We start from the raw sequence: 23,747 nt of genomic DNA on the forward strand, positions 1-23,747 counted from the left end.
GCGAAATGGATGATCAGTACTCTACTATGCGTAAGACAGCTCAGCACTGGATCATTCAATAACTCCTCCTCTTTGCCTATCATTGAACAGACCACTGCTAGCGCGGCCGTCCAACCTCAAGGGCCACGGTGGGGGTTTCCAGCAATCTGCCAACCCTCAGGCAAACTGTTACACTTTAAACAAGGAACACGCCGGGGCCACGCCCCCATCAACGCCGGGAACGGGATACTATGTCTGGCAATGCCTCCACCTCCGACAGCGTCATCGTTTGCCTAGCCCGTACCGGGTATGCCGCCCGTGGCATTGTGTATTTATTGGTCGGAGGCTTGGCAACCCTGGCGGCTTTCGGTCGTGGCGGTGAAACCACCGGCAGCCCCGGCGCACTGAAGAGTGTTATGACTGCGCCTCTGGGCACTTGGCTGCTGCTTATACTGGCGCTAGGGCTTCTGTGCTACGCGCTTTGGCGAGGGATTCAGGCGATAATGGACCCCGACCAAAACGGCACCGACCTCAAGGGGCTCGCCATTCGCGCGGGCCTGCTGGGCAGCGCCCTCTCCCACCTTGTTTTGGCCGGCCTCTCCGTAATGATGATTTTCGCCATTGGCGCCTCAAGCAGCGGCTCGGAAGGGTCGACGCAAAGTACGGTGAACTGGCTGATGGGTCAGCCCTTTGGCCGTTGGTTGGTCGCCTCGGTGGGGCTGGTCATTGTCGGTATTGGGGTGGTCCACCATATAAGGGCATGGAGCACCGACTTTGACGAGGAGTTCGACATGCCCAGCCGCTCCCGCTACTGGGCCTTCCCGTTGTTTCGCTTCGGCCTGACCGTGCGCGGGCTGGTGTTCATGATTGTCGGCGGTCTATTCGTCGCCGCCGCCTACCACTTTAATCCCGAGCAAGCCGGTGGTACAGGCGAAGCACTGAATACGTTAAGAGCACAACCTTTCGGGAAGTGGCTCTTTGCAACGGTCGCAATCGGCCTATTCGCGTTCGGAGCCTACAGCGCCTTGGCAGCCGTATTCGGACGGGTCAAACCTTCTAACTAGGCACGAGTTTGTCATGGAGATTAAATCCCGACGAGCCCAACGGTGGTTTGACCGCCTCACTCATTCAAACCACATGCTCTGGCTCCTGGGCGTAATCTCCTTTTTGGAAACCATCCTTATCCCCATTCCGATTGAAGTGGTTTTGATTCCGTTGATGGCCATTAACAAGCACCGGATCTGGACCATTGCCACCGTCACCACCGCCGGGTGCCTGGTGGCCGCGCTTCTAGGGTATGGGGTAGGAATGGCGCTATACCAATCCGCGGGCACCTGGTTTATCGAGGCCATGGGTATGCAGGAGGCTTATGAGTCCTTTCGGCGTTTTTTTGACCAATACGGGTTCGCCGCCATTCTCGCCCTTGGGATTATTCCCATCCCCTTCCAAGTGGCGATGATTACCGCCGGGCTTTCCGGCTACCCCATCCATCTGTTCGTCCTGGCCGCTCTGATTGCACGCGGCTTTCGCTACTACGGGCTGGCCTGGCTGGTGTACCGGTTCGGGGACCGAGCCGAAGCGCTGTGGAGGCGCCACGCGCTCCTGACAAGCTTGGGCGCCGCCACCTTGCTGGCCGGGTTCGTCTTGCTGACCCAGGCGCTGGCAAACCAAATTCTGTAAACGCCCTCAAGCCTCTAGAGTCGGCAGGCGCGGCACACTCTCCTCAAGATAATGGGGGCTGAAGCCGGCAAACTCTTTAAGCTTCTCAAGGTCCGGGATGAGAATGGTGGAGCCGTCCCGGAATAGCAACCCTTCCTGCTTAAGCTCCGTAAAGGTACGGCTGACATGAACCGCACTCAGCCCCAGCGCGTCACTCAACACATGTTGAGGCAAGGGCATTTTGAATTGGTTCTCCGGGTAGGGGTTTGTGCGCCGCAGCCGGGAAAACATTTCCAGCGTCAAGTGCGCCAGTTTCTGCGGCGCCGAGCGACGCCCGAGGTTCACCAGCCGCTCCAGCAAAACGGCCTGCTCGCGAGTGGCAATTGCAAAGAACAGGTTCGATAGCAACACGGAGTGGGCAAACTCCTCGGCCATGCGGGATTTGGGGAATTCGCAAATCTCCGCATCCGTTAAAGCCATCACTGTGGTTAAACGGTTGGAAAAGGCAAACTCCCGCAACCCGATGACGTCCCCGGGAACATAAATGTCCAGCACCTGACGCGTGCCGTCTTCGAGCTCCCGATAGGAGAACAACCACCCGCTCATCACGGTGTAAAACGCCTTTGCCGCATCATGCTCGCGGCACACTACCGTATCGGCGCAAACTTTTTTAGGGCTCTTTTCCAGTGACGCGAGAAGCGTCTCGTCGTCGGAATCGAGCGTTGCGTAACTCCTAAAGTGTTTGAGCATGCAGCTTTTTTCCATTGTTTTGTACACCCATTAATACCCAAAACGCTTAATCGAAGAACCGATTTCAGCGCCATCCTGAAAAAAAAGACCGATGGCTGGCAGCGAAGTTCCCACATCATGATGGAAGCACCGCCCGTTCATAACTTATGTTATAGCACGCTCCTTATTAGCGAGGGATGCTTAAAAACCAACCCTTACAACCATCGTCATTCGGAAATTTTGTAAGTTTAACTCACGTTATAGAAAAACGCTCTAGTACAGGTAGGATTCGCGGCAACGACACCTTCAACAAGGAGCTAAGATGTTAACTGCTCAATATTCGAGGGCACGACCCGGTTGCACTGCAAAAACCGACACAGGACCTTCCGACTCCCAACATGGCCCCTGTGCCTACCAAGGGGGGCTACACTACAATGAAACAGGCTCCAAACGCGTGGTGATATGAGACACTCCTATCGATTACCGGTCGCGCTATTCGTGCTATTAACCATGCTATTGTTTCACTTGGGGCTAAAGTCAGGCACCAAGCCAGCCCGCACGGACAGCGCCAACCCACCCAGCGACAGCAGCCGGCGCAGCGGTAATCTTGGGCACTCACAGGCCAACGAGGTACTGTATCGACTAAGAGATGTCAATTCGGTTCGAACCGCGGAAGGAGCAGACACCCTACCCTCTGACTTGAAAACAGAAGGCATTTTCATTCTCCGAGTGGACCCGGACCAGCCCGTGCCAGCCGCCCGCGAGGTTGATGCTTTGCTGCTATTAGACTTGAACGCAGGGCGCTCGGCCTATCCCGTCGAGCCTTCCCGCCCGCGCACCGAGGCCACCGAAAGCATCAGGTTCTAACGGCGGCCCAAGCGGGTACGTTATATCTTCGGGGCATCACCCACCCCTAGCCGCTGATGCCACTGAGCAAGCGACTCGTCGGGATACCCTTCAAACAATTTATCTTTCGGGCCATTGCACACTTCAACCCAGGGCGCCTTTGAGGCCAACATCATGTGCGTGCGCTCTGGCGGCTTAGGTAACGCGGTATCGATCGCGGAGGCCAAGGGATGAACGAGCTCCGGCCACGTTGGGTCCCACAACCAGAGCGCACTCCCACAGTGTTTGCAAAAGTGTCTTTGCCCAGAGCTTTCCTGTTTTTCTCCGGTCTCGGGGTCCGTCATTAGCGCTTGGTAGACGCTGATATGTTCCTTTCCGTCAACCTCCAGCGTTTCGTAGTCTCCACCCAGGTTAATGGCGTATCCCCCGCTGCCTGCCGTTTTCCGGCAGATGGAGCAGTAGCATAGGTTGAAAGGGTAGGGGTGCTCGGATTGAACCGTAAACGTTACGCTTCCGCAATGACAGGAACCTTCGAGCTTCATTTTTCCTCCAGGTACTTATCGGAGATGAACAAAGGTGGAAACCCGGCCCCAACCGGAAGGTCTCAAACGTCCTCCCGCTTGGGGGCCGACTCAACCACCAACCGATTATCATCGGTCTCTGCTACCACGACAATGGCGTCGCCGTGGTGGAGCGGTGTTCGGGTCTCGGCGGGCCAGCGCTTGTCGTCGATCAGAACGTAGCCGTCTTTTTCAAAATTGACCATGGCCTCGCCATGCTTGCCCACCAGGGACTTTTCCCTGGGGCGAGCGGAGGCCAGGCCGCGGCCGATCAGATAGGTTGCCAACATGACGGCAGCACTGACGCCTACACTGACGGCCAGTACCGTATTGCGGTATTGGTCGGTCGGCGGTAAGTCAAACAAGTTTAAACTGCCCAACACAAAGGCAATGGCCCCACCTATGCCCAGCACGCCAAGACCGGCGACAAACAGCTCGGCGAACATCAGGGCCAGGCCCAGAAATAACAGGATGAGAAAGCCCATGTTAACCGGCAGGGCTTGCGCACCGATCAGCCCTAGAATCACCGCGATAGTGCCCAGAACGCCGGGGAAGGCCAAGCCAGGGCTGAGAAGTTCGATGTAAATGGCCAGCATGCCCAGAGAAATCAGCATATGGGCGATTTGGGGGCTGGCAATTACCGCCAGCACGCGGTCAATAAGCCGGGGCTCGATCTTCACCGGCGTGCGGCCAGCAAGGTCCAGCATCATGGGCTCACCTTGGAACTGAATCTCGGTGCCTTCAAGAGTCGAGAGCAGCTGCGAGGCCTCTGCCACCACCCGATCAATGACCCGGGCCTCCAGCGCTTCGGTGGCCGTCACGCTTTCGGCATCGGAGACGAAACGCTCCGCCACATCGGCATTTCGGCCCCGGCGTTCGGCAATGCTGCGCATGAAGGCCCGGGAGTCATTCATCACCTTTTTCGCCATGGTGCCTTCGATGTCACTGCCATCGCCCGCCACGGGCGATGAAGCCCCCACGGTGGTACCTTCGTTCATCACGGCCACATGGGTGGACAGCAAGATGAACGCCCCCGCCGAAGTGGCGCCCGCGCCCGAGGGGCCAACATAACCGATGACCGGCACCCGCGCCGCTCCAATGGCGCTGACCATATCCCGCGTGCTGCTGAGCGACCCGCCGGGGGTATCAATACGCACAATCAGAGCCGCCGCGTCGTTGAGCTCCGCCACCTCGATGCCATGTTTCAACAGCCCGAGAGCGCCCGGGTTGATGGCGCCGTCAATATCGATTTGGTAGACCGGAGCCTTACCACTGCCGCCCTGCCCCTGGACCACGCCGGCAATACCGGCCAAGAGCATTAGCAGGAACACCGTCAGCCGTAGCGGGCGCCAACGCGAGCCGTGGTAGCGGCTATTCCCGTGCGGTAACAACATTGGTTTGATTTGTGCCATCAATGTGTAAGTCCAGCGCTTCCAGCAACTGACTCATGTTGGTGAGGTCCGCCGGGAAGATAACCGATGTATGAGCATCGGCCAGGTGGCCAATGTTGTCGATAAACTTCTCCGACATATTGAGCTTAATGGCTTCCTCGCCACCGGGCTGCACCACGGCGCTACCGATTTTCTCCAACGAGCTGGCGGTGGCCATGGCGAGGGACAGAATTTCCGAAGCCCGGCCTTCCGCTTCATTGACCAACCGTTGCCGTTCACCTTCTGAAAGGTTAATCAACTCGCGCATGGTGCCTTCGGAGGTGTTGATTCGGCTCTGTTTGTCGCCTTCGGCCCGCGCCAGAATGGCCCGGCGTTCGCGCTCGGCGGTCACCTGTTTTTCCATGGCGTTCTGCACGCTGCTGGGCGGTTTGATGTTCTTGATCTCATAACGATGCACATGTACGCCCCAGGCCTCGCCAGCCTGATTCAGGGTGTCCACCACCGCTTGACTGATCATATCCCGCTCTTCAAAGGTTTTGTCCAGCTCCAGGGTGCCAATCACCGAGCGGGTTGTGGTCATGGCCAACTGCATGGCGGCAAAGCGATAGTCCGTCACCCCGTAGGTCGCCTTGACCGGGTCCGCCACGGACATGTAAATCACACCATCCACCTGCACCTGAACTTCATCCCGGGAAAAGCATTCCTGGGGCGGCACATCAATGGTTTCTTCGCGCAGGTCCTGCAAGGCGGTGACTTTGTCGATAAACGGCATCAAGACGTGGAAACCTGGCCCCAGTGTGGCCTTGTACTTACCCAGGCGCTCGACAATCAGTGTGGTACGGGTCGATACAATGCGGATGGAGCGAAACAGCTGCACCACAATGGTAAAGAAGATAATGCCCCATACGGCAAAATTGAACATATCCACGGGGTTCATTTGATTCGGGTTCATTGGGCGGCTCCTTTCGATGCGGTGGCACTCGCGGCGGTGGCTGAACCCTGTCCTAGGTTCTGGTTCAGGGCGGTCAGTATGCCCTTGATGTGCGCCAGGTCAGAGGGCAGAACCGAAATGTCGGCGCTCTTCATTACTTCGCCGGTACGGCCGATGAAGTCTTCCACCAAGCGCATTTTCACCGCGTAGTCGCCGCCGGGCTGTTTGATGGCCCGAGCCACGTTTTGCAACCCCTCGGCCGAGGCTTCGGCGAGAATCTCGATTTCACTGGCGCGGCCCTTGGCTTCGTTTATCCGCTTTTGTTTCTCACCTTCGGAAATATTGATGGCCTCCTGGCGATAGCCTTCGGAGATCAGAATTTTCGATTCCTTACCGGCGGTGGCCAGGGTAATGTCGGCGCGCTTTTCCCGCTCCGCTTCCATTTGTTTTTCCAGAGTATGGACCACCTGGGCCGAGGGCTCGATATTCTTGATTTCGTAGCGCATTACCTTGATGCCCCAGGGGTCCGAGGCCTTGTCGATTTCCCGCACGATGGACTCGTTCAGTTTGTCCCGCTCGTAGAAGGTATCCCCCAGGGTGAGCTTGCCGATTTCCGAGCGCATGGTGGTCTGGGCCAGGTTAACGCTGGCCATCTGGTAATCACCGATACCGTAGCTGGCTCGCTTGGCATCCATCACCTTTAAATACACCAGCCCATCCACGGCGACCTGGATATTGTCCCGGGTGATGCAGCTTTGGGCGGGGATATCAAACACCTGCTCGCGAATTTCATGGCGATAGGCGACTTTATCCAGAAACGGGACGACTACGTGAAAGCCCGGTTCGAGCACACGCCGGAAATTACCGAAGCGTTCCAGCACGCAGGACTGGCGCATGGGCACAACAATCATCAGATTCCAGACAAAAATGCCGGCTACGATGACAAAAATGGTTAAAGCGGTAAACATGAGATGCTCCTTGATTGAGGGTTCCGGCGAAGACCTCGACGCCGGAAGCTGTTACGGGTATTACTCCTTGGGGTGTTCGCGCTCGGACGGGTCGATGGCTTCCACAGTCCAGAGCAGGTTGTCACGAAATACTATGCGCACGGGGGTGCCGGCTTCCAGGGCCTGGTCGTCATGATAGTGCTTGGCGGCCCAAGTACTGCCCCGGAAGGTGATGCGCCCCTCGCCGCCAGCGGGAATGGTCTCGGCCACTTGCGCAATCTGGTCGTAGGCGTCCAGGTCCTCGTCAGTGCGGCCGCGCTCAACCTGGGCCGGAATCAGCTTCTGCACCACGCCTCGCAGCCCAAACAACAACAGTAGCGAGCCCACAAACCAGGCGGTGAAGGCCTGTATCCAGCCTTCGATAAGGCCGGTATAGAGAAGTAGAGAAACCAGCGTGGCGCCAAGGCCCAGAAAGAAAACGATGCCGCCAGGCAAGAGGAATTCCAGCAACATCAGCACGACGCCGCCGATGAACCAGTAGGTGAAGAGGTCATAGTCCTGCATGCGGAAGCCCAGATATCCATTGGTTATGGTTTATGGCACAAGATAACCTTTTTTGGGGGGCAAAATCCAGAGGAAACCCTTCCGAGAGTGAAAAGTCACTTAACCACCAACTGACAAATGGGGTCCGGCTACCACTTCTCACCCGCTACCGCTATCTGTTCGCAAATTCGGAATACAAGTTCGTCGAAGAACCATTTCTCTTCTATAACGGGATCGCCGTCTCAGTGTCTTTATTCCTTTGTTTCTACACTTGCCGCCTCAAAAATCCCAATTCCAAAACGGCACGAGCCTTTGATCACCCCGCAAAACCAAAGTGTTCTTTGCCAACACGACCGGCCTTAGGAGCGACCCAATGCTGATATTGGCACGAAAACCTTTATTGCTAGCCTTACTGCTTGCGCTAACCGCTTGTGGTGGTGACGATGGCAGCAACGAGGACGAAACCGATGCAGGTGCTTCCTCCTCCAGCGCCCTATCGTCGAGTAGCAGCGCCTCCCCCCTTGGCGGCTCCTCATCGTCGGCGCTAACCACCAGCGCTCCCTCTTCGTCCAGTATGAGCACGGCCTCTTCCGAGAGCTCCCTCGCTCGCTCCTCCCACAGCTCGTCTTCTCTGGAGGCACCACCGGCAGGCAGCTCCTCCAGCGAGCGCTCTGCGGCCGCCAGCGCCTCGTCTTCAAGCAGCGTGTTAGCCAGTAGTAGCAGCAGTCAAAGTAGCCGCTCCAGCGAGGCGGAAGAACCCGCAGGGGCCGGTCTCTGGTCCGATCCCGACACCTGGCCCGGCGGCGAGGTGCCTCGGGAGGGGCAGGCGGTGGTCATTCGCGAGGACATGGACGTAACCCTTGACGTGACCCCGCCGGTGCTGCGCAGCCTTACCATTGAGGGCGGGCTCACCTTCGGCGAGGCCGACCTGGAGCTGACAACCGACTGGATATTGGTGCGCGGTTTGCTACAGATCGGCACCGAAACGGCCCCCTTTGGGCGTCAGGCCATCATTACGCTGGTGAATAATGAGCCTGATGAGAATGTCGAAGGCATGGGGGATCGGGGGATTATGGTTGTGGACGGCGCGCTCAAGCTGTACGGCAATCGCACCCACACCTGGTCACAGCTGGCCCAAACCGCCAGCGTGGGCGATACCACCGTCCGAGTCCAAGACGCTTCCGAATGGCGTGTGGGTGATGAGCTTGTGCTCGCTTCCACGGATTTCGATTCACGCCAGGCGGAACAGAAAACCATCACCGGCGTGGATGGCGACACCCTGACTCTGGATGGCCCCTTAGAATACATGCACTATGGCGCTGTTACCGAGGGGGTGGACCAGCGCGGTGAAGTGGGGCTGCTCACGCGCAACATTCGTGTTCAGTCGTCGGCGGACTCCGAGAATGATTACCAGGGCGGCCATGTCATGGCCATGAACCCCGGGCAGATTGAGATGTCGGGCGTAGAGTTGTACCGGATGGGACAACACCTGAACAATGGACGCTACCCGGTGCATTGGCACCTGATGGGTGACGCTGATGGACAGTTTATCGAGAACTCGGCCATTCACCACAGTTATAACCGCTGCGTAACGGTTCACGGCACCAACAATGTCCGGGTGGAAAACAATGTGGCCTTTGATCATGTCGGGCACTGTTTCTTTTTGGAAGACGGCGCCGAAACCGGGAACCAGTTCGTGAGCAACTTGGGCATTCAGACCAAGTGCCACCCGACGCGCCGTTGTAGGCCTTTTAACCAGAGCGCCGATGACATTCTGCTGCCTTCGGACAACAATGCCTCCACCTTCTGGATCACCAACCCCGATAACATTTTCCGCAATAACGTGGCGGCGGGTTCGGAAGCCATTGGCTTCTGGCTCGCGTTGCCGGAACACCCGACGGGCGCTTTTGAGGGCACCGAGCAAGGCGCGGCGATATGGCCTCGCCGCACGGCGCTGAGAGCCTTTACCGGTAACGTTGCCCACTCCAACTACGACGGCATGATGTTCGACCGCGGCCCCAACCCCGACGGCACCTTCCCCATCTCGGGCAATAACCATGAGGCTTATGCGGACCCGACCGATACCAGCAGCGAACGACTGATCACCCGCATGGAGGACTTCACCGCCTACAAGAACCGCAACAATGGCGTTTGGGCGCGCGGCTTTAACCATGAGTTCGTAAACTTCGCGCTGGCGGACAACGCCATTGGTTTCACCCACGCCTCCGGCAGCTCCGACTTGATGGACTCATTGATTGTGGGTGAAACCGAGAACCAGGGAACCCCCACCTCACAGGCGGAACGGGACTATGGCCGCAGCCTGCCCCACCGCTCCAGCAGCTACCCCATTCACGGCTACGAGTATTATGACTTTACCAACCGTTTTAGTAACGTCACCTTTCGCAACTTCGAGGCCAATTCCACGCGCGAGGCAGGGGCCATTTCCTATTTATTCTTTACCGACTTTGCCGTCAGCACCAACAACTCGGCGGAAGGGGCCGTATTCGATAACGCCAAGCCGGTGCTGTTTCCACAAATCCGGAGCGAATGGGCTTTTCACAACGACCATGCCGACGGTTACCGCAGCGCGGTTTTCCAGGACTTGGACGGCTCGGTGGGGGGAATCGCCGGTGCCTACATCGTTATTAATGACCCCTTCTTCACCGATGCGACCGACTGCATGATCCAGGCCAGCTGGAACGCTGCCGTGTGCCAGGGGGACTACGGACGACTGACGTTCAACGGCCGATTCGGCGGCGGCTCGAACGAAGACCCCGGTATCGTGACGGTGGAGAGAACCGGCAATGGCGGTAGCTTCGACATCCACGGGACCTCGTTCGGCGGAATGTCGAGCCGGGAGACCACGATTCGCTACGGCACGGAGGTTGAAGTCACCACAGAAAATGCCGTGGACTCACTCAGTATTTCCGCCCGTGAGGGGGCCAGCGACTCCTGGGTGCTGCTGCGCTTTCCCCAGTTCAGCGCGGTGAGTACCGGCACCGAGCAGGAAAGCCTGGCGGCATTGCGAGCCGCCGGCTCCACCAGTTACTACCGGAGCGAGGAGGCCCTTTACGTGAAGCTGTTTGCGGGTGGCTTCTTCGGCGGCGGGGCCACGGTATGCACTGGAGCAAGCTGTTAGGGTTCCAGCTGACTGCATACGCGGTTACGTCCAAGCTCTTTTGCTTTGTAAAGCGCATTGTCAGCCTTCTTAAACAGCGAGTCCAGATTTGGCTCTGTCATGGAGGCCACCCCGAAACTTGCCGTGATGTTCAGGCCGTCATGGCTGAGCGACTGGTCCAGCTCCGCCCGAAGATTTTCGGCGACTTGCAACGCCTGCTCCAGCGTGGTGTCCGGGCAGACCAATACAAACTCTTCACCGCCCCAACGGGCCACGGCATCGGTTCGGCGAACCCGGTTGGACATAAGCCGGGCGACGTCTTTCAGAATTCTGTCTCCGACATCGTGGCCGTAAGTGTCATTAATGTGCTTAAAGTTATCCAGATCAATAATCGCAAATGAGAAAGGCGCCCCGTTGTCGCGCCAATCCGTCAACCCCTTGTGCAACATGTTCCGAATGCCCACGCGATTGGGCAGGCCGGTCAGGGCATCGGTTTTCGCCATATTTTTGTAGCGCCGGCTTTTCACGTTCAGGGACCGATTGATCGCCAGCAATTCCTGCTGGTACTGCCTCTGACGGTTCAGATCCGACCTCATGTTCAGAACGCGATAAGCAAGCATTCCGAGAATGGCAAGGGCCCAAGCGATAATGACGCTTTGATAGAGAACGGTGCGCTCAATCAAATGCCCCTTCCACACGATTTTCTGAACCTGGATTTCATGTACCCCAGAGCGGACGGTGGAGCCAGTCTGAAACTCTATTAGGGAAATGTCGTTGAACTCCGGACGAGAGAACGCCAGGGGTATATCTCCCCCAACCAGCCACCAGTCGGGAACCGAAAAATCATTATTCATATCCACCACCAGGCCGGCCGCCAAATCTTTCACAAGAACTTCCACCGCATTGAATTTGGTGCTAATGCTAATGCCCGGCTTATAGTAATTGGGGTGGCGATTGCGTAGGTAAATGCGCATGTGCGTGGCGTTACCCTGATAATCCGCCCAGACGGTCATGGTGTCAAAGCGACGGAGGTCCAGCCCTTGGCCGTTGGCATCGGTCACATCGAGCTGTAAGCTGCAATAAGGCTCGGGAGACGCTTGGCCGATTTCGCATTGCCAGCGCTGCGCCTCCCGATCCAGCCAGCGCACTTCGCTATTACCACCGGTGAAGGCGTCGTTAACCAAGGCCGCCGGATACTCAGTGGGAACTATTGTCAACGAGGTGCGCAAGCTTGCGGCGGGGATCAGAATAATAGCCACGGAAATCAAAGCCATGACCACCAAAGCTGCTTCCAGCTTAGAGATAAATTTGAGGGGCCGCCCGCCTAAAGTCATGTTCGACACCGCCTGTCGGTTATCGTATAGCGAAGTCCGGCATGCCGGGCCTCAATCCAGTTCTCTGACCAAGCGAAAACCAACACCGCTGGACCATTCCTGCTCAGCCATGGCGTAGCGGTTGGCCGTTCGGGCACTGTTGGCTGGCGAAGGCCATGCCCCCCCGCGCAAAACCCTGTCGCCATTCACCCCACAAGTGCCTCCCTCACCGGAAAAGCTGGCACGGCCATCAGTCAGAGGGTCATAGCGGGGCTCCCAGCAATCGCGCACCCACTCCCGTACGTTGCCGTACAGGTTATGCAACCCCCAAGGGTTGGGCTTGTGACCGGCCACAGCCACGGCTTTGCCCGCGTTCACAGGAATACCGGGACACTGCTCGGACCGTGCCCGAAAGTCTAGATTAGCGTATTCGGGCGTTAAGCAGTTCCCGGCAATAAATGGGGTCGTGGTACCCGCCCGGGCCGCGTACTCCCATTCTGCTTCAGTAGGCAGGCGGTAGCGAAAGCCGGTCTGTTCACTTAGCCAAGCGGCGTAGGCCTTGGCCTCTACCCAACTGACATTGATCAGGGGCTGCTGGCCGTGCCCCCAGCCGTAATCGTCGGGCAGCGCCCAGCCGGCCTCTTCGGCAAACCGGCGGTATTCGGCGAAGGTGGTCTCGGTTTGCGCCATGGCGAAGCGCTCGACGGAAACGGGGTGCGCGGGTCCTTCATCCGGATCTCTATTCCGCTCATCCTCAGGTGAGCCCAACACAAAAGTGCCGCCCGGAATCACTACCATTTTGGGGCCCAAGGTGCCGTCCTTAAGATAGTCCTGAAACACCGTTAGAGGCTCGTAGTTTTCCGCCGTGGACCTTGCCGCCTGTCGCCGCTGCGACATTTCCCGGACCGCGTTTTCCAATCGTGCACGAGCCTCGGCCAAGGCATACGCATAATCGTCGGAGGCATGAGGAATCACTCGAGCGGCCGACCCCAATGTCTTCTCCGCCAACTCCAGGTCTCCGGCGTCAATCAAGCGATTGATCATGGCCAAATAACGCTTTGGAATGGTTTCCAACCCGCTCTTCACGGCGGAAGAGCCGACCGCCAGCTCCTGGGCTTGGAGGTAGGCATCCAGGGCGTTGTCATCAGGTGGCTCCGTTAACCGATTCTCCTTTAGCCGAACCTGCGCCACCCCCAGCCAATTGGTGCCAGAACGCTTTCCCTCTTCATCGGTCAGGGCGCCGGACATTACCGCCCATGCAAGCACAACTATCATTACAAAACCGAAGGAAATAAGAACCAGTTCTCTGCTCAGCCGGTCATACACCCTTCCCGAGCCGGAATATACCTCGGGGCTGGATAGATCCGCTGGCGAGGCATCGTAATCGTTTCTTCCCCGCGCGGCGTCGCGCTCTTTGCGATTCACATCACCTCCTCCTGAATCACCTGAGCGATTCAGAACTTTTATCACTGTAGACCCGGTTTCGTCCGAGATCTTTTGCTTTGTACAGAGCGGTATCGGCCTTTTTAAACAAATGATCCAAATTGGCATCATCCATGGATGCCACACCGAAACTCGCGGTAATGCTCTCCCCTTCATGGACAAGCGAATGCTCTAGCTCGGCCCGGAGGTTCTCGGCCACTTGCTCTGCCTGTTCAAGCGTGGTGTCCGGACAGACCAGTACAAACTCCTCACCGCCCCATCGGGCCAAGGCATCGCTTCGGCGAACCCGGTTGGACATAAGCCGGGCGGCATCTTTCAAAATTCTGTCCCCTATGTCGTGACCATAGGTGTCATTAATCTGTTTGAAGTTATCCAGGTCAATAATCACGAAGGCGAAAGGCGCGCCGTGGTTGCGCCAATCCATTAAGCCTTTGTGTAGCATATTCCGAATACCCACACGATTAGGCAAACCGGTCAGGGCGTCGGTTTTTGCCATGTCTTTATAACGCTGGCTTTTAAGATTCAGGGACTGGTTAATTGCCAGCAGCTCCTCTTGGTATTGCCGCTGACGATTCAGGGCCGACCTCATATTCAGTAAACGAGAAATGAGCATTCCGAAAATGATGATGGCCCACACTATAATGACACCTTGATACAGAACGCTCTGCTCTATCAGAGGGCCACTGAAAACGACCTTCTGTAGCTGAATTTCGTGCGTTCCCGAGCGGACGGTGGAACCGGTCTGAACCTCTATCACCGAAACTTCATTGAATTCCGGATGGGAGAATGCCAGGGGTATTTCCCAGCGAATGAGCCACCAGGAAGGAACGGAAAAGTCGTTCTTCATGTCCACGGCCACGCCGGTGGCCAACTCATCCACCAGCAGTTCCACCGCATTGTATTTGGTGGTAATGCTATTGCTCGGATCATAGTAGTTGGAGTGTCGGTTGCGAAGATAGAAACGCATATGCTTGGCGCTGCCCTGGTAATCCGTCCAGATGGTCACGGTGTCAAAGCGACGTAAGTCCAAGCCTTGACCTTCGGCATTGGTGACATCGAGCTGAAGGCTGCAATAAGGATCATTGGCGCCTCGGCCGAGCTCGCACTCCCAGCGTTGGGAATCGCGGTCCAGCCAGCGCACTTCGCTATTACCACCCGAGTAGGCATCATCCACCAAGGTGGCGGGATAGTCGGTGGGGTTTATTGTCAACGAGGTACGGAGGCTTTCAGAGGGGATCAGGATGATGGCCACCGACACCAAGGCCATGACGACCAAGGCCGCCTCCAACTTAGAGATAAACTTGATGGGCCGTCCACCTCGATTCATCTTCAGCACCGTTTGTCGGTTATTGCAGTCATAGGCGAGGGCAGCCAGTCCCCACGCCTATACCGTAGCCGGGCTCAGCAACCCCAATGAATATAATCACTATCACGAACTTTGGGCCTTGTTATTCGACATAAATATATCGAATAGCTGCCTATACTTTATATAACAAAGTAGCAAAAACAATTCCAGGACGCTACTCAAATATCGCTTTGGGTTGACGGGAAGAGCCCACCGAAGCCACAGAGTCGCTACAATGCTCCCCTTTGGCTTCAACGCAATACTTGATTATTGGACTGAACGGTTCTATTATCACCTCAATTGGAGACATTATGGCCAAATCTGCCTCCACAGGCCGAGGTCGACCGCTGCAGTTCGACCCCGAACAAGCCTTGCAGCAAGCCATGTTGCTGTTCTGGGCCCAAGGCTATGAAGGCACCTCTACCAGTCAGCTAATGGCCACTATGGGGCTATCCAAAAGCAGCCTCTACCAAGCATTCGGCTCCAAGGATGCGCTGTTTAACCTGTGCCTGGACCGCTACGGGGAAATGACGGCGGGCTATATGAGCGACACCCTGGCGCAAGCGAAATCGCCCAAACAGTTTTTGCTGGACCTAGTGGAGGCCACCGCCAGCTATCACAGCGAAGACGGCCCAAATGGCTGCCTGCTGGTGAACAGCGCCTGCGAGCTGGGGGCCGAGAGCCCCCGGGCCGGGCCGATGCTACTCAAGCGCCGGGACAAGGCGCTCGCGATTATGCAGCAGGCTTGCCGGGCGATGGCGGAAAACGGCGAGCTGCCCAAAGGGCGGGAGCCAGATGCGGTCGCCAATCAGGTTTTTGCGCTGATTTGTGGCCTGAAGGTAATGGAGCGCATGAGTTTTACCCCGCAACAACGCCGAGACTGCCTGCAAATGGTGGAAAGGCTTTTGAGCTAACGGCTCACGCAAACGGGCAATGAAGGCGAGCTTTAAGCAGCTCGCTTTTCTTTCGCCCATTTATGGACCGACCGGTCCTTTTTTGAACGCAAAGGAGTACAACATGAACTTTTCCCAGCACACCGCTCTGGTTACCGGGGCCAACCGCGGCATCGGTCTGGCGTTGGTCAAATCCCTACTGGCCCAGGGCATCAAGAAAGTCTACGCCGGCTGCCGCAACCCGAGCAGCATGCCCGAGTTCACTGACCCCCGAGTGGAAGTGGTGCCTCTGGATATCACCAACGCAGGGCACATCCACGCCGTTGCCGAACGGGTGACCGACCTCACTCTGCTGATCAACAATGCCGGCATCATCGCGGCCGGCCCCTTTACCACCACGCCGAGCTCGGAAGTGAAGCGAGACATGGACACCAATTATTACGGCCCGTTGGCGATCACCCAGGCTCTGATACCCACCCTGAGATCCAACGCCCGGAGCGAGCGGCACACGGCACTGGTCAACGTCACCTCCATCGGTGCCTTCGCCAACCTGCCGGTGCTGGGGGGTTATTGCGCCTCCAAGGCGGCTCTGCTATCCATGAGCCAGGGCCTGCGTATCGAGCTTGCCTCGGACAATATTGACGTCTTTACCGTCAACCCGGGCCCCATCGACACCGACATGACCGCCGGTTCGGATTTCGACAAAACCTCGCCCGACGTCGCGGCGGCAAACACTCTCCAGGCGCTTGAGCGGGGCGAGCAGGACATCTTCCCGGACCCGGCGAGCCAGCACATGATTTCGGTATTCAAGGAAAACTACCGGGGGCTGGAAGCGATATTCAGCCAGATGACCGCTGACATCAGTGCGGCGGAGGGTGCTGAACCCGCTTAAGAGTAAAGCCGGCCCGGTTGCGGGCCGGTTCACTCCCTCGACTTTCCGGTTAGGTGCGCACCGGCCTTTACCCCCTGCTGCTCCCCTCAATATTGTTTGCTGCGTTACACTAGGTGGTCATTCACCCACAGGGAGCCGATGTGATGGACGGCGCGCAGCACATTCTGCAAGACACTTTCAAACTCGACGCTTTTCGCCCGGGCCAGCAGGACGTTATCCATACGCTTCTGGAAGGCCGGTCCGCCCTGGCGATTTTTCCCACCGGCGGCGGTAAAAGCCTTTGCTACCAGTTACCGGCACTAATGCTCGACGGCCTGACCCTGGTGGTCTCACCCCTGATCGCGCTTATGAAGGACCAGGTGGACGCCCTGAATGCCCTGGGCGTGCCTGCCGCACGCCTGGACTCAAGCCGAACCGGGGAGGAGGTTCAGGCGATTTACCGGGCGATAGAACGGGGTGAGCTAAAATTGCTGTATGTCGCCCCGGAACGGCTCGCCAACGAACGCTTCCTCGCCCGGCTGGCACGCCTGAATATCAGCCTGATGGCCGTGGATGAAGCCCACTGCGTCTCTGAGTGGGGCCACAACTTCCGCCCCGACTACCTCAAGCTGGCGCAACTGGCGCGCACTCTGAACACCGGGCGAGTGCTGGCACTGACCGCGACCGCCACCCCAAAAGTGGCCGAACAGATCCGCGAGAACTTTGGTATAGCACCGCGGGATCACATCCAGACCGGTTTTTATCGGCCCAATCTGCAAATTGGCGTAACGCCCTGCACCGCTGACCAACGCCAGGCACGTTTGCTGGAGCGGCTCAAAAGCCGGCCGGCCGAGCCCTCCATTGTGTACGTCACCCTGCAAAAAACCGCACTCGCGGTGGCCAACTTTCTGAGCCAACAGGGTTTCCGGGCCCGGCCCTACCACGCCGGGCTGAAAGATGAGGAGCGCAGCGCGACGCAGGATGCCTTTATGAGTGGCGAAACGCCCATTGTGGTGGCCACCATTGCCTTCGGCATGGGTATCGACAAGTCCGACATTCGGGCCATTTACCACTACAACCTGCCCAAGTCTCTGGAAAATTACATGCAGGAAATCGGGCGTGCCGGTCGTGACGGGGGCGATTCCCAGTGCCAGTTGCTGGCCTGCCGGGACGACCTGACCGTGCTGGAGAATTTCACCTACGGCGACACGCCGGACCCTCAAGCGCTCGCCGAGCTGGTGCACTGGTTGTGCGATCAACCAGCGCATTTTGACCTGTCTAACTATGAACTGTCGCAACAGTTCGACGTCCGCCCGCTGGTGCTCAACACCCTGCTGACCTACCTGGAACTGGAAGGTATTCTCACCGCCACCGCGCCCTTCTATACCGAGTACAAAGTCGCCTTCGCCCAGGGCGAAGGCGAACTACTATCCCGGTTTGATTCATCGCGAGCGGCGTTTCTACAGCGCTTGTTTGCCACGGGCAAGGCCGGGCGCACTTGGCTGACCCTCAAGCCTCGGGAAGCGGCCGAGCAACTGGATGAGCCCCAACTGAGAATCATCAAGGCCCTGAACTACCTGGAACAACAAGGAATGATCGAAATGAAAGTAGCCGGCCTACGCCAGGGCTACCGCCTGGAACAGGCCCCTGAGAATAGGGAGGCGCTAATCGCCAAAATGGCACAGCTTTTTCGGGAACGGGAGGAGCGCGATATCGACCGGCTACAGGGCGTTTGCGACTGGGCGCAAACATCGGGCTGCCTGCAGCAGCCTCTGATGCAATATTTTGGGGAAACCCTGGAACAACCCTGCGGCCGGTGCAGCGGCTGTCTGGGTCACAACCATAACCTGCCACCTCGCCAAAGCGAGCCTGTCGACCTTGAGATTGTGCGGGAGGTGGCTGCCGAGCAGCACTCGGCACTTACTCAGCCCCGCCAGCTCGCCCGTTTTCTATGCGGCATCACCAGCCCCAAGGCCAGTCGTGCGAAGCTTAGCCGGCACGCCCGCTTCGGCGCTTTGGCCGAAACGCCCTTTACCGACGTCCTTGAAGCTTGCGAAACACTAAGGTGACACGCCTCAAATGCGGTGGCAGTTGGCTTGGCCTATAAGAGGGGCGCTCGTGATTGGGCGAGGACGTTTAGCGGGGAAGGAAAATGAAAAAGGCGCTCTGACTAGAGCGCCTTTTAATGGCGTTTACTCGCTAAGTTGCATCTCCCAGCGAATGTTGTCCAGCAGAATTTCTACGCCTTTCTGGTCACCGCGCTGGTCTCCAGCCGGCCAAATGGAGAACCCGGCAAGAACATCGGCAATGTCCAGGCCGCCGCCGACCAGTAAGTCCGACACGGGGATTTCAATCGTGGCCCACTCGCCAGTCGCCACCTCCGGCAACAATATTTCATCGCTGGTTTCGCCGTCCCACCAAGTGTCCACACGCACGACGATTCCATCGGTATTGGAACCATATTCCTGAACATTGATGTCGAACACCAGCGCCCCGTTGATATAAGCGGACATGTCATTGGAGGATTGCCTACTTTCAGTGCGCACGTAAAAATGCCCACCGGTCGCCTCATTGGTGAACTGAACCGCGAGAATATCTCCGCGTTCGGGGCTACCGGAGAACGCTTCGCTCCATTGAACGTGGTTGTCGGTATTGCCCGAAAGATACTCACCCGATTCATTGATGGTGTCGCTGTCAACGGCAGCCATCGTGTGCCACTCAGGACCCAGGCATTCGTCGAAGATGACGTTTTCTTCTTCTACACAGGATGCACTTTCAAAGCGAATATTATCCACCTGAAAACGAACATCAGTCTGAGCGCCCCACTCAGGATAGATAGAGAGGGGGATGCTGGTTTTAGACCAATCCATTCCCTCGAAATCCGCCAGTGGAATAGAAATGGTAGACCAGCTTCCATCTGTCGCTGGCAAAACCTGGCGTGGCGTCGCCTCGCAGGGGTATATACACTCTGCCGTCACATAAATGTCGGCGTCGGTGGGCTCCACCACCCGAAGGTCAAAAACCAGGTTCCCACCTTCGTACGAGCTCATATCCACACTCGTGTCGGCGTCTAGGACGCGACCAGCAGGGACGATTCGGAAAGACCCGTTCCAGTTCTCTTTGTTGAAAGTGACATCGAACACCCGTCCACGGTTGTCGCCTTCAGCATCCACCAAGTCCCACCGGACATGGTTGTCGGTGTCGCCACCGTAATAGCCAAAGTTCTCGGATACTTCGAGAAAGTTAACGTCCCACGCCATTGGGCCTTGCCAGATAGGGTCAACACATTCAGTGAAAACGTAGCCGCTTTGTTCTGTACAGGGCTCCACTGAGTAAGTGACGGTGTCAGAGGCGGTTTCAGTGCCATCACTGACTTCCAGGCTGACAGTGATGTCCTCACCGGCCTGGCTCGCGGGGATTAGAAGCTTTCCAGTAGCGGATTCCAACGTTTCCGTTAGCGTGCCGTCCTCCGCGAGGAAATAGGCGGTAGCGGCGGCGTCAAGAGACCAAGCGTAAGTCAGTTCGTCTCCATCCTCGTCCGAGGAGGCGGACCCGTCCAGCGGGATGACCGTGCCCCCCGCTACCGTGGCCGCCGCACCGGCGTTTGCAGAGGGTGCGGTATTCTCGGGCGCTGGAGTCTCTTCATCCGGGGTGGAGCCGCTACCACCACCACAGCCGACAAGCAATAAAAGCGCAAGGCAGCCCCAAAGGTTTAATTGAGTCATTTTTGGAATTCTCCTTAAGATATTTTTATAATACATACGATGGCGCCGGCATTGCCTTCCTGGCGCCCCCGAAGTCTATTCGAGGGCTCTCACCAAAACAAGTGATTTGCGCCTGATTGTTGGCGAGAGTGAGTGATATTCTGAGGTACCCACAGAATTTCCGTTGCCATTAAACGCAGAAGAATTGCCGTCTCCGGCACCATTAAGTGGTTATGAAACGGCGTTTCGGGTCAGGCCTGGCGGGCTAGAATTTGAGTCAGGTCCCGAGCTGGTTTGGGCCTGTGCAGGTAAAACCCCTGGGCGGCTTCTACCCCAAGCTGGGCCAGCATCTGTAGTTCCCCTTCGGCCTCCACCCCCTCGGCAATCAATTTACAGCCGATTTCCCGGGCAAAGGTCACGAGGGAGCCGGCCAATGCGCGCCGCCCTAAATCGGAATCGATATGTCGGGTAAGGCTCATATCCAGCTTGATGATGTCCGGGCGCAGCCGAAGAATATGCCGAAAGCTGGAGTAGCCGGCCCCGGCATCGTCTATGGCCAGACGCATCCCTCGTCGCCGCAGCGGGGCAATCGCATCACACAATGCGCGGTAGTCCGCGACTATGTCGTGTTCGGTAATTTCAAGCACCACTCGGGATAGAGGTGCCTCAACCAGCAAATCGAAGATATCGCCCTTCAAGACGGCTTGGGCACTGGCATTGCAAGCCACGTATTGATCTGCAGGCAAGCTCCCCAAAATCTCCAAGCCGCTGGCGATCGCACGCGCTTCCAGTTCGTTGGCGAGGCCCACACTAGCCGCCTCCTCAAACCACTGCGGCGGCCCCATCCCCTCAGCGGAGGGGAACCGAGCCAAGGCCTCCACGCCGATGATACGCCCAGAAACCATTTCGACGACCGGCTGCCACATCATGGCGACGCCATCTTCTGCCAGAAGGGCATCGACTTTTCTGCGGGTTTGCTCCTCTTCCTTGGCACGCTGCACATCTTTCTCCAGCAGCTCGGCGGCAATTTCAGCGAACACCGTCATTAGCGCATGATCCCGCTCATTTAACGAGTAGTCCGCCTGAAAACTAAAACAACAGAAGGTTCCAAATACCGATCCATCCCGCAACCGAATGGGAATGCTCATATGAGCCCCTACCCCCACCGCCTCTGTCGCCTCAAGCTTTTTCGCCTCTTCCACGGTTTGGGCATTGCACATTAACTCCGGGAGACTGCCCTCCACCACTTTCTGACAATAGCTTTCCTCCAGTGGGTCACTATCGCCTACTTTCAGCAAATCCACGCCTTGGGCTTGGTCCACGTAATAAAACCTACGCAGGCCCTGTTCAAGTTTTGAGATAAACGCCACATCCATGCCCATATGCATACGTGCCGCTTGGAGCAAGCGCTGAAGCACCGTGGCCAAGGTGCCTTCGCGCAGGTCGAAGACCTCGGTTAACAGCCGGGACATGCCGTACTCGCGACCGTCCAGGGGAATTTGTGCTGCGGTTTTCAAACTCGGGACCTCTGCGCCAAAGGCGGAACGTGGTCTCGTGCCGGGAATACGACCGATAACCTCACGCCTTCAATATGGAGTATAGAACCGATTGACGGCAAGGGGGCTTGAACCCGGCGTAAGGCCTTCAGCCGACTTTGGTGCCATCTCAACATAATTTACCTATTTGCTGAAATAGGGCGTATAAGGGTACTTAGCCGAAGAACAAGGCGGCCTCACCAACGCCGAAAGGCGCTCTTCCAAACAACATCCATCCCTTGGAACCGAACCACGATTAAGGCTACGGCGATCCCCACTCTGGGTTCCACGCTCGCCCCGTCGGTGTTCAACGTTCCAATGCAGTTATCCAACCTTGACAAACATCAGGTGCTAACGCGTACCCAAAAAGTAGGCTAAGGCCCCCGCTCGCGTGCTCAAAAGTCACGCTTGAATCAACTGGAAGACCAATATGAAAAGCTTTGAATACTACACCAAGACATCAGCCTGGGCTGCGACGCTTCTAACCCTGGGCCTTTTGGCTGGCTGCGGCGGCGGAGAGTGGGACACCGACGCCAACACCGGAACCGACACGCCAGACGCCCCAACGGTCACCAGCACAACGCCCGTTAATGAAGCCGTGGGTGTGACTACCTCCACAGCGGTCAACGTTACTTTTAATGGGGCAATGGATGAAGCCTCCATCACTGGCTCATCTTTTACCCTTACAGGGCCGGATAGCGCCTCAGTGGCGGGCGAAGTAACTTACTCCGTCGCCAACATGACTGCGACCTTCGTGCCCGCGAATGAACTGGAATTCGACACCACCTATAGCGCCGCTGTCACAACCAGCGCTCAGAGTGAGACCGGACAGGGGCTGGCCAGCGACCATCAGTGGAGCTTCACGACGGTCACCGACGATACAGTGTCTGAGCCCATCACACCCACCGAGACCAACCCAGTGGAAGCGGGCACCGGCGTTTGCACCAATAAAAGCCCTAGCGCGACCTTCAATGAGCCGCTCGAGCCGTCCACCATTGTGTCTCCGGCAACCACCTTTACACTCGCTGAAACGGCCAACACCTTCACCGTGGACGGCGACGTCAGCCTTGATGAGAGCGGCACCACCGCCACTTTTACGCCGGCGCAAGCCTTGAACCCGGACCTGGAATATACCGCGACCATTACCACCGAGGTGGAAGATGTAAACGGCAACTCTTTGGAAGAGGATCTGGTATGGAGCTTTACCACTAGCGACTCATTCTGCCAGCAAACCATTACTCTGGGCGCGACCGAACCCTACGGTGTGCTTTCGAACACCGGCGTCACCCTGGGTGGCGGCCCTGACAGCACCACTGGGCTGCGTGTTGATGGCAACGTGGGCATCTTCCCGGCAGGCGCCTGCATCGGTTGTGATACCACGACGGTAAGCGGCGTTATTGAGATCGGCACCGTCACGGCGGAAGAGGCGATAACCGCGCTGGAAGCGGCTTACAACGAAGCGACCAACCGTACCACCAACGTCTGTACGCTAATCGACTCTGGTGTGCTTACCACCAACCCCTCTGCGGCTTGTGGTGGCAATGCCGACGGCGTTTATAGTCCTGGTCTGTATTGGTCCGGCAGCTCCATCGCCATTCCGGCCGGTGGCACCATCACGCTGGATGGCGGCAACGACAATGATGCGGTGTTCATCTTCCAGTCGGAATCCACCATCGACACCATTGGCGGCGACACCCACATGATTCTGCAAAACGGTGCCCAAGCCAAAAACGTGTTCTGGGTGGCTCAAAGCTCCGCGACCATCGGCGGCACCAACTCGGATTTCGCCGGCACCATTTTGGCACTCATCGGCGTCACGGTTAACACCGGCACCGACATGGAAGGCCGGGCTCTGGCACGAGGCGCCGAAGTGGTGATACAGGACGAAGCGCTCGTCACCGTGCCCACCGAATAAGCCTCACAAGATATAGAAACAGTAA

Annotated in this window: 19 protein-coding genes; 8 read left to right on the plus strand and 11 right to left on the minus strand. The window is 57.4% G+C overall.

Annotated features, from left to right (window positions below):
- The first annotated feature begins 230 nt into the window (after positions 1-230).
- Entirely contained in the window at positions 231-1,043 is an 813-nt protein-coding gene (locus AAE514_RS11090) for a DUF1206 domain-containing protein (protein WP_347331605.1), read from the plus strand.
- 13 nt (positions 1,044-1,056) lie between these two features.
- Positions 1,057-1,659, plus strand: coding sequence for a YqaA family protein (locus AAE514_RS11095; RefSeq protein WP_347331606.1), 603 nt, complete (start codon positions 1,057-1,059; stop codon positions 1,657-1,659).
- Between the two features lie 6 nt (positions 1,660-1,665).
- Here the strand turns inward: AAE514_RS11095 and AAE514_RS11100 are convergent, their stop codons facing one another.
- Positions 1,666-2,403, minus strand: coding sequence for a Crp/Fnr family transcriptional regulator (locus AAE514_RS11100; RefSeq protein WP_347331607.1), 738 nt, complete (start codon positions 2,401-2,403; stop codon positions 1,666-1,668).
- A 426-nt stretch (positions 2,404-2,829) separates the two neighbouring features.
- Between AAE514_RS11100 and AAE514_RS11105 the strand changes: the two genes are divergently transcribed.
- The gene (locus AAE514_RS11105) at positions 2,830-3,234 is read left to right on the plus strand and encodes a hypothetical protein (protein WP_347331608.1); all 405 of its coding nucleotides are present in this window, start codon (positions 2,830-2,832) and stop codon (positions 3,232-3,234) included.
- Positions 3,235-3,254: 20 nt separating this feature from the next.
- Here AAE514_RS11105 and AAE514_RS11110 read toward each other — a convergent pair whose 3' ends face one another.
- The 5 genes from AAE514_RS11110 to AAE514_RS11130 all read right to left on the minus strand — a co-directional run bounded on the left by AAE514_RS11110 (position 3,255) and on the right by AAE514_RS11130 (position 7,606).
- Entirely contained in the window at positions 3,255-3,755 is a 501-nt protein-coding gene (locus AAE514_RS11110) for a GFA family protein (RefSeq protein ID WP_347331609.1), read from the minus strand.
- A 62-nt stretch (positions 3,756-3,817) separates the two neighbouring features.
- Positions 3,818-5,167 carry an NfeD family protein gene (locus tag AAE514_RS11115; protein ID WP_347331610.1) on the minus strand — a complete coding sequence of 450 codons (1,350 nt, stop codon included), beginning with the start codon at positions 5,165-5,167 and terminating at the stop codon, positions 3,818-3,820.
- Positions 5,145-6,116, minus strand: a complete 972-nt coding sequence (locus tag AAE514_RS11120; RefSeq protein ID WP_347331611.1) for an SPFH domain-containing protein — start codon at positions 6,114-6,116, stop codon at positions 5,145-5,147. The genes AAE514_RS11115 and AAE514_RS11120 overlap by 23 nt, the downstream gene beginning before the upstream one ends.
- Positions 6,113-7,063, minus strand: a complete 951-nt coding sequence (locus AAE514_RS11125) for an SPFH domain-containing protein (RefSeq protein WP_347331612.1) — start codon at positions 7,061-7,063, stop codon at positions 6,113-6,115. The genes AAE514_RS11120 and AAE514_RS11125 overlap by 4 nt, the downstream gene beginning before the upstream one ends.
- Before the next feature lie 60 nt (positions 7,064-7,123).
- Complete coding sequence (locus tag AAE514_RS11130) at positions 7,124-7,606, minus strand: NfeD family protein (protein ID WP_347331613.1); 483 nt, start codon at positions 7,604-7,606, stop codon at positions 7,124-7,126.
- Positions 7,607-7,958: 352 nt separating this feature from the next.
- On the opposite strand from AAE514_RS11130, the gene AAE514_RS11135 reads away from it, so the two are divergent.
- On the plus strand, positions 7,959-10,724 hold the full coding sequence (locus AAE514_RS11135) for a G8 domain-containing protein (RefSeq protein WP_347331614.1): 2,766 nt from the start codon (positions 7,959-7,961) through the stop codon (positions 10,722-10,724).
- Here the strand turns inward: AAE514_RS11135 and AAE514_RS11140 are convergent.
- The 3 genes from AAE514_RS11140 to AAE514_RS11150 are packed head-to-tail and all read right to left on the minus strand — an operon-like array spanning position 10,721 to position 14,786.
- On the minus strand, positions 10,721-12,037 hold the full coding sequence (locus AAE514_RS11140) for a GGDEF domain-containing protein (RefSeq protein WP_347331615.1): 1,317 nt from the start codon (positions 12,035-12,037) through the stop codon (positions 10,721-10,723). The genes AAE514_RS11135 and AAE514_RS11140 overlap by 4 nt on opposite strands.
- Positions 12,038-12,088: 51 nt before the next feature.
- Positions 12,089-13,441 (minus strand): formylglycine-generating enzyme family protein, encoded by a 1,353-nt coding sequence (locus AAE514_RS11145; protein ID WP_347331616.1) that lies wholly within the window; start codon positions 13,439-13,441, stop codon positions 12,089-12,091.
- Positions 13,442-13,457: 16 nt separating this feature from the next.
- Positions 13,458-14,786, minus strand: coding sequence for a GGDEF domain-containing protein (locus AAE514_RS11150; RefSeq protein ID WP_347331617.1), 1,329 nt, complete (start codon positions 14,784-14,786; stop codon positions 13,458-13,460).
- Between the two features lie 329 nt (positions 14,787-15,115).
- On the opposite strand from AAE514_RS11150, the gene AAE514_RS11155 reads away from it, so the two are divergent.
- From AAE514_RS11155 to AAE514_RS11165, 3 genes are all read left to right on the plus strand, one after another.
- Entirely contained in the window at positions 15,116-15,718 is a 603-nt protein-coding gene (locus AAE514_RS11155; protein ID WP_347331618.1) for a TetR/AcrR family transcriptional regulator, read from the plus strand.
- A 103-nt stretch (positions 15,719-15,821) separates the two neighbouring features.
- Positions 15,822-16,589 carry an SDR family NAD(P)-dependent oxidoreductase gene (locus tag AAE514_RS11160; protein ID WP_347331619.1) on the plus strand — a complete coding sequence of 256 codons (768 nt, stop codon included), beginning with the start codon at positions 15,822-15,824 and terminating at the stop codon, positions 16,587-16,589.
- A gap of 143 nt (positions 16,590-16,732) precedes the next feature.
- Positions 16,733-18,637, plus strand: a complete 1,905-nt coding sequence (locus AAE514_RS11165) for a RecQ family ATP-dependent DNA helicase (RefSeq protein ID WP_347331633.1) — start codon at positions 16,733-16,735, stop codon at positions 18,635-18,637.
- A 123-nt stretch (positions 18,638-18,760) separates the two neighbouring features.
- On the opposite strand, the gene AAE514_RS11170 is transcribed toward AAE514_RS11165, so the two are convergent.
- Complete coding sequence (locus tag AAE514_RS11170) at positions 18,761-20,293, minus strand: putative glycoside hydrolase (RefSeq protein ID WP_347331620.1); 1,533 nt, start codon at positions 20,291-20,293, stop codon at positions 18,761-18,763.
- Positions 20,294-20,523: 230 nt separating this feature from the next.
- Positions 20,524-21,789 (minus strand): sensor domain-containing phosphodiesterase, encoded by a 1,266-nt coding sequence (locus tag AAE514_RS11175; protein ID WP_347331621.1) that lies wholly within the window; start codon positions 21,787-21,789, stop codon positions 20,524-20,526.
- Positions 21,790-22,237: 448 nt separating this feature from the next.
- Here AAE514_RS11175 and AAE514_RS11180 point away from each other — a divergent pair, with 448 nt between their 5' ends.
- The gene (locus AAE514_RS11180; RefSeq protein WP_347331622.1) at positions 22,238-23,722 is read left to right on the plus strand and encodes an Ig-like domain-containing protein; all 1,485 of its coding nucleotides are present in this window, start codon (positions 22,238-22,240) and stop codon (positions 23,720-23,722) included.
- Positions 23,723-23,747: the final 25 nt, after the last annotated feature.

The organism is Marinimicrobium locisalis (genome assembly GCF_039822625.1).
GTDB classification, from domain to species: domain Bacteria; phylum Pseudomonadota; class Gammaproteobacteria; order Pseudomonadales; family Cellvibrionaceae; genus Marinimicrobium; species Marinimicrobium locisalis.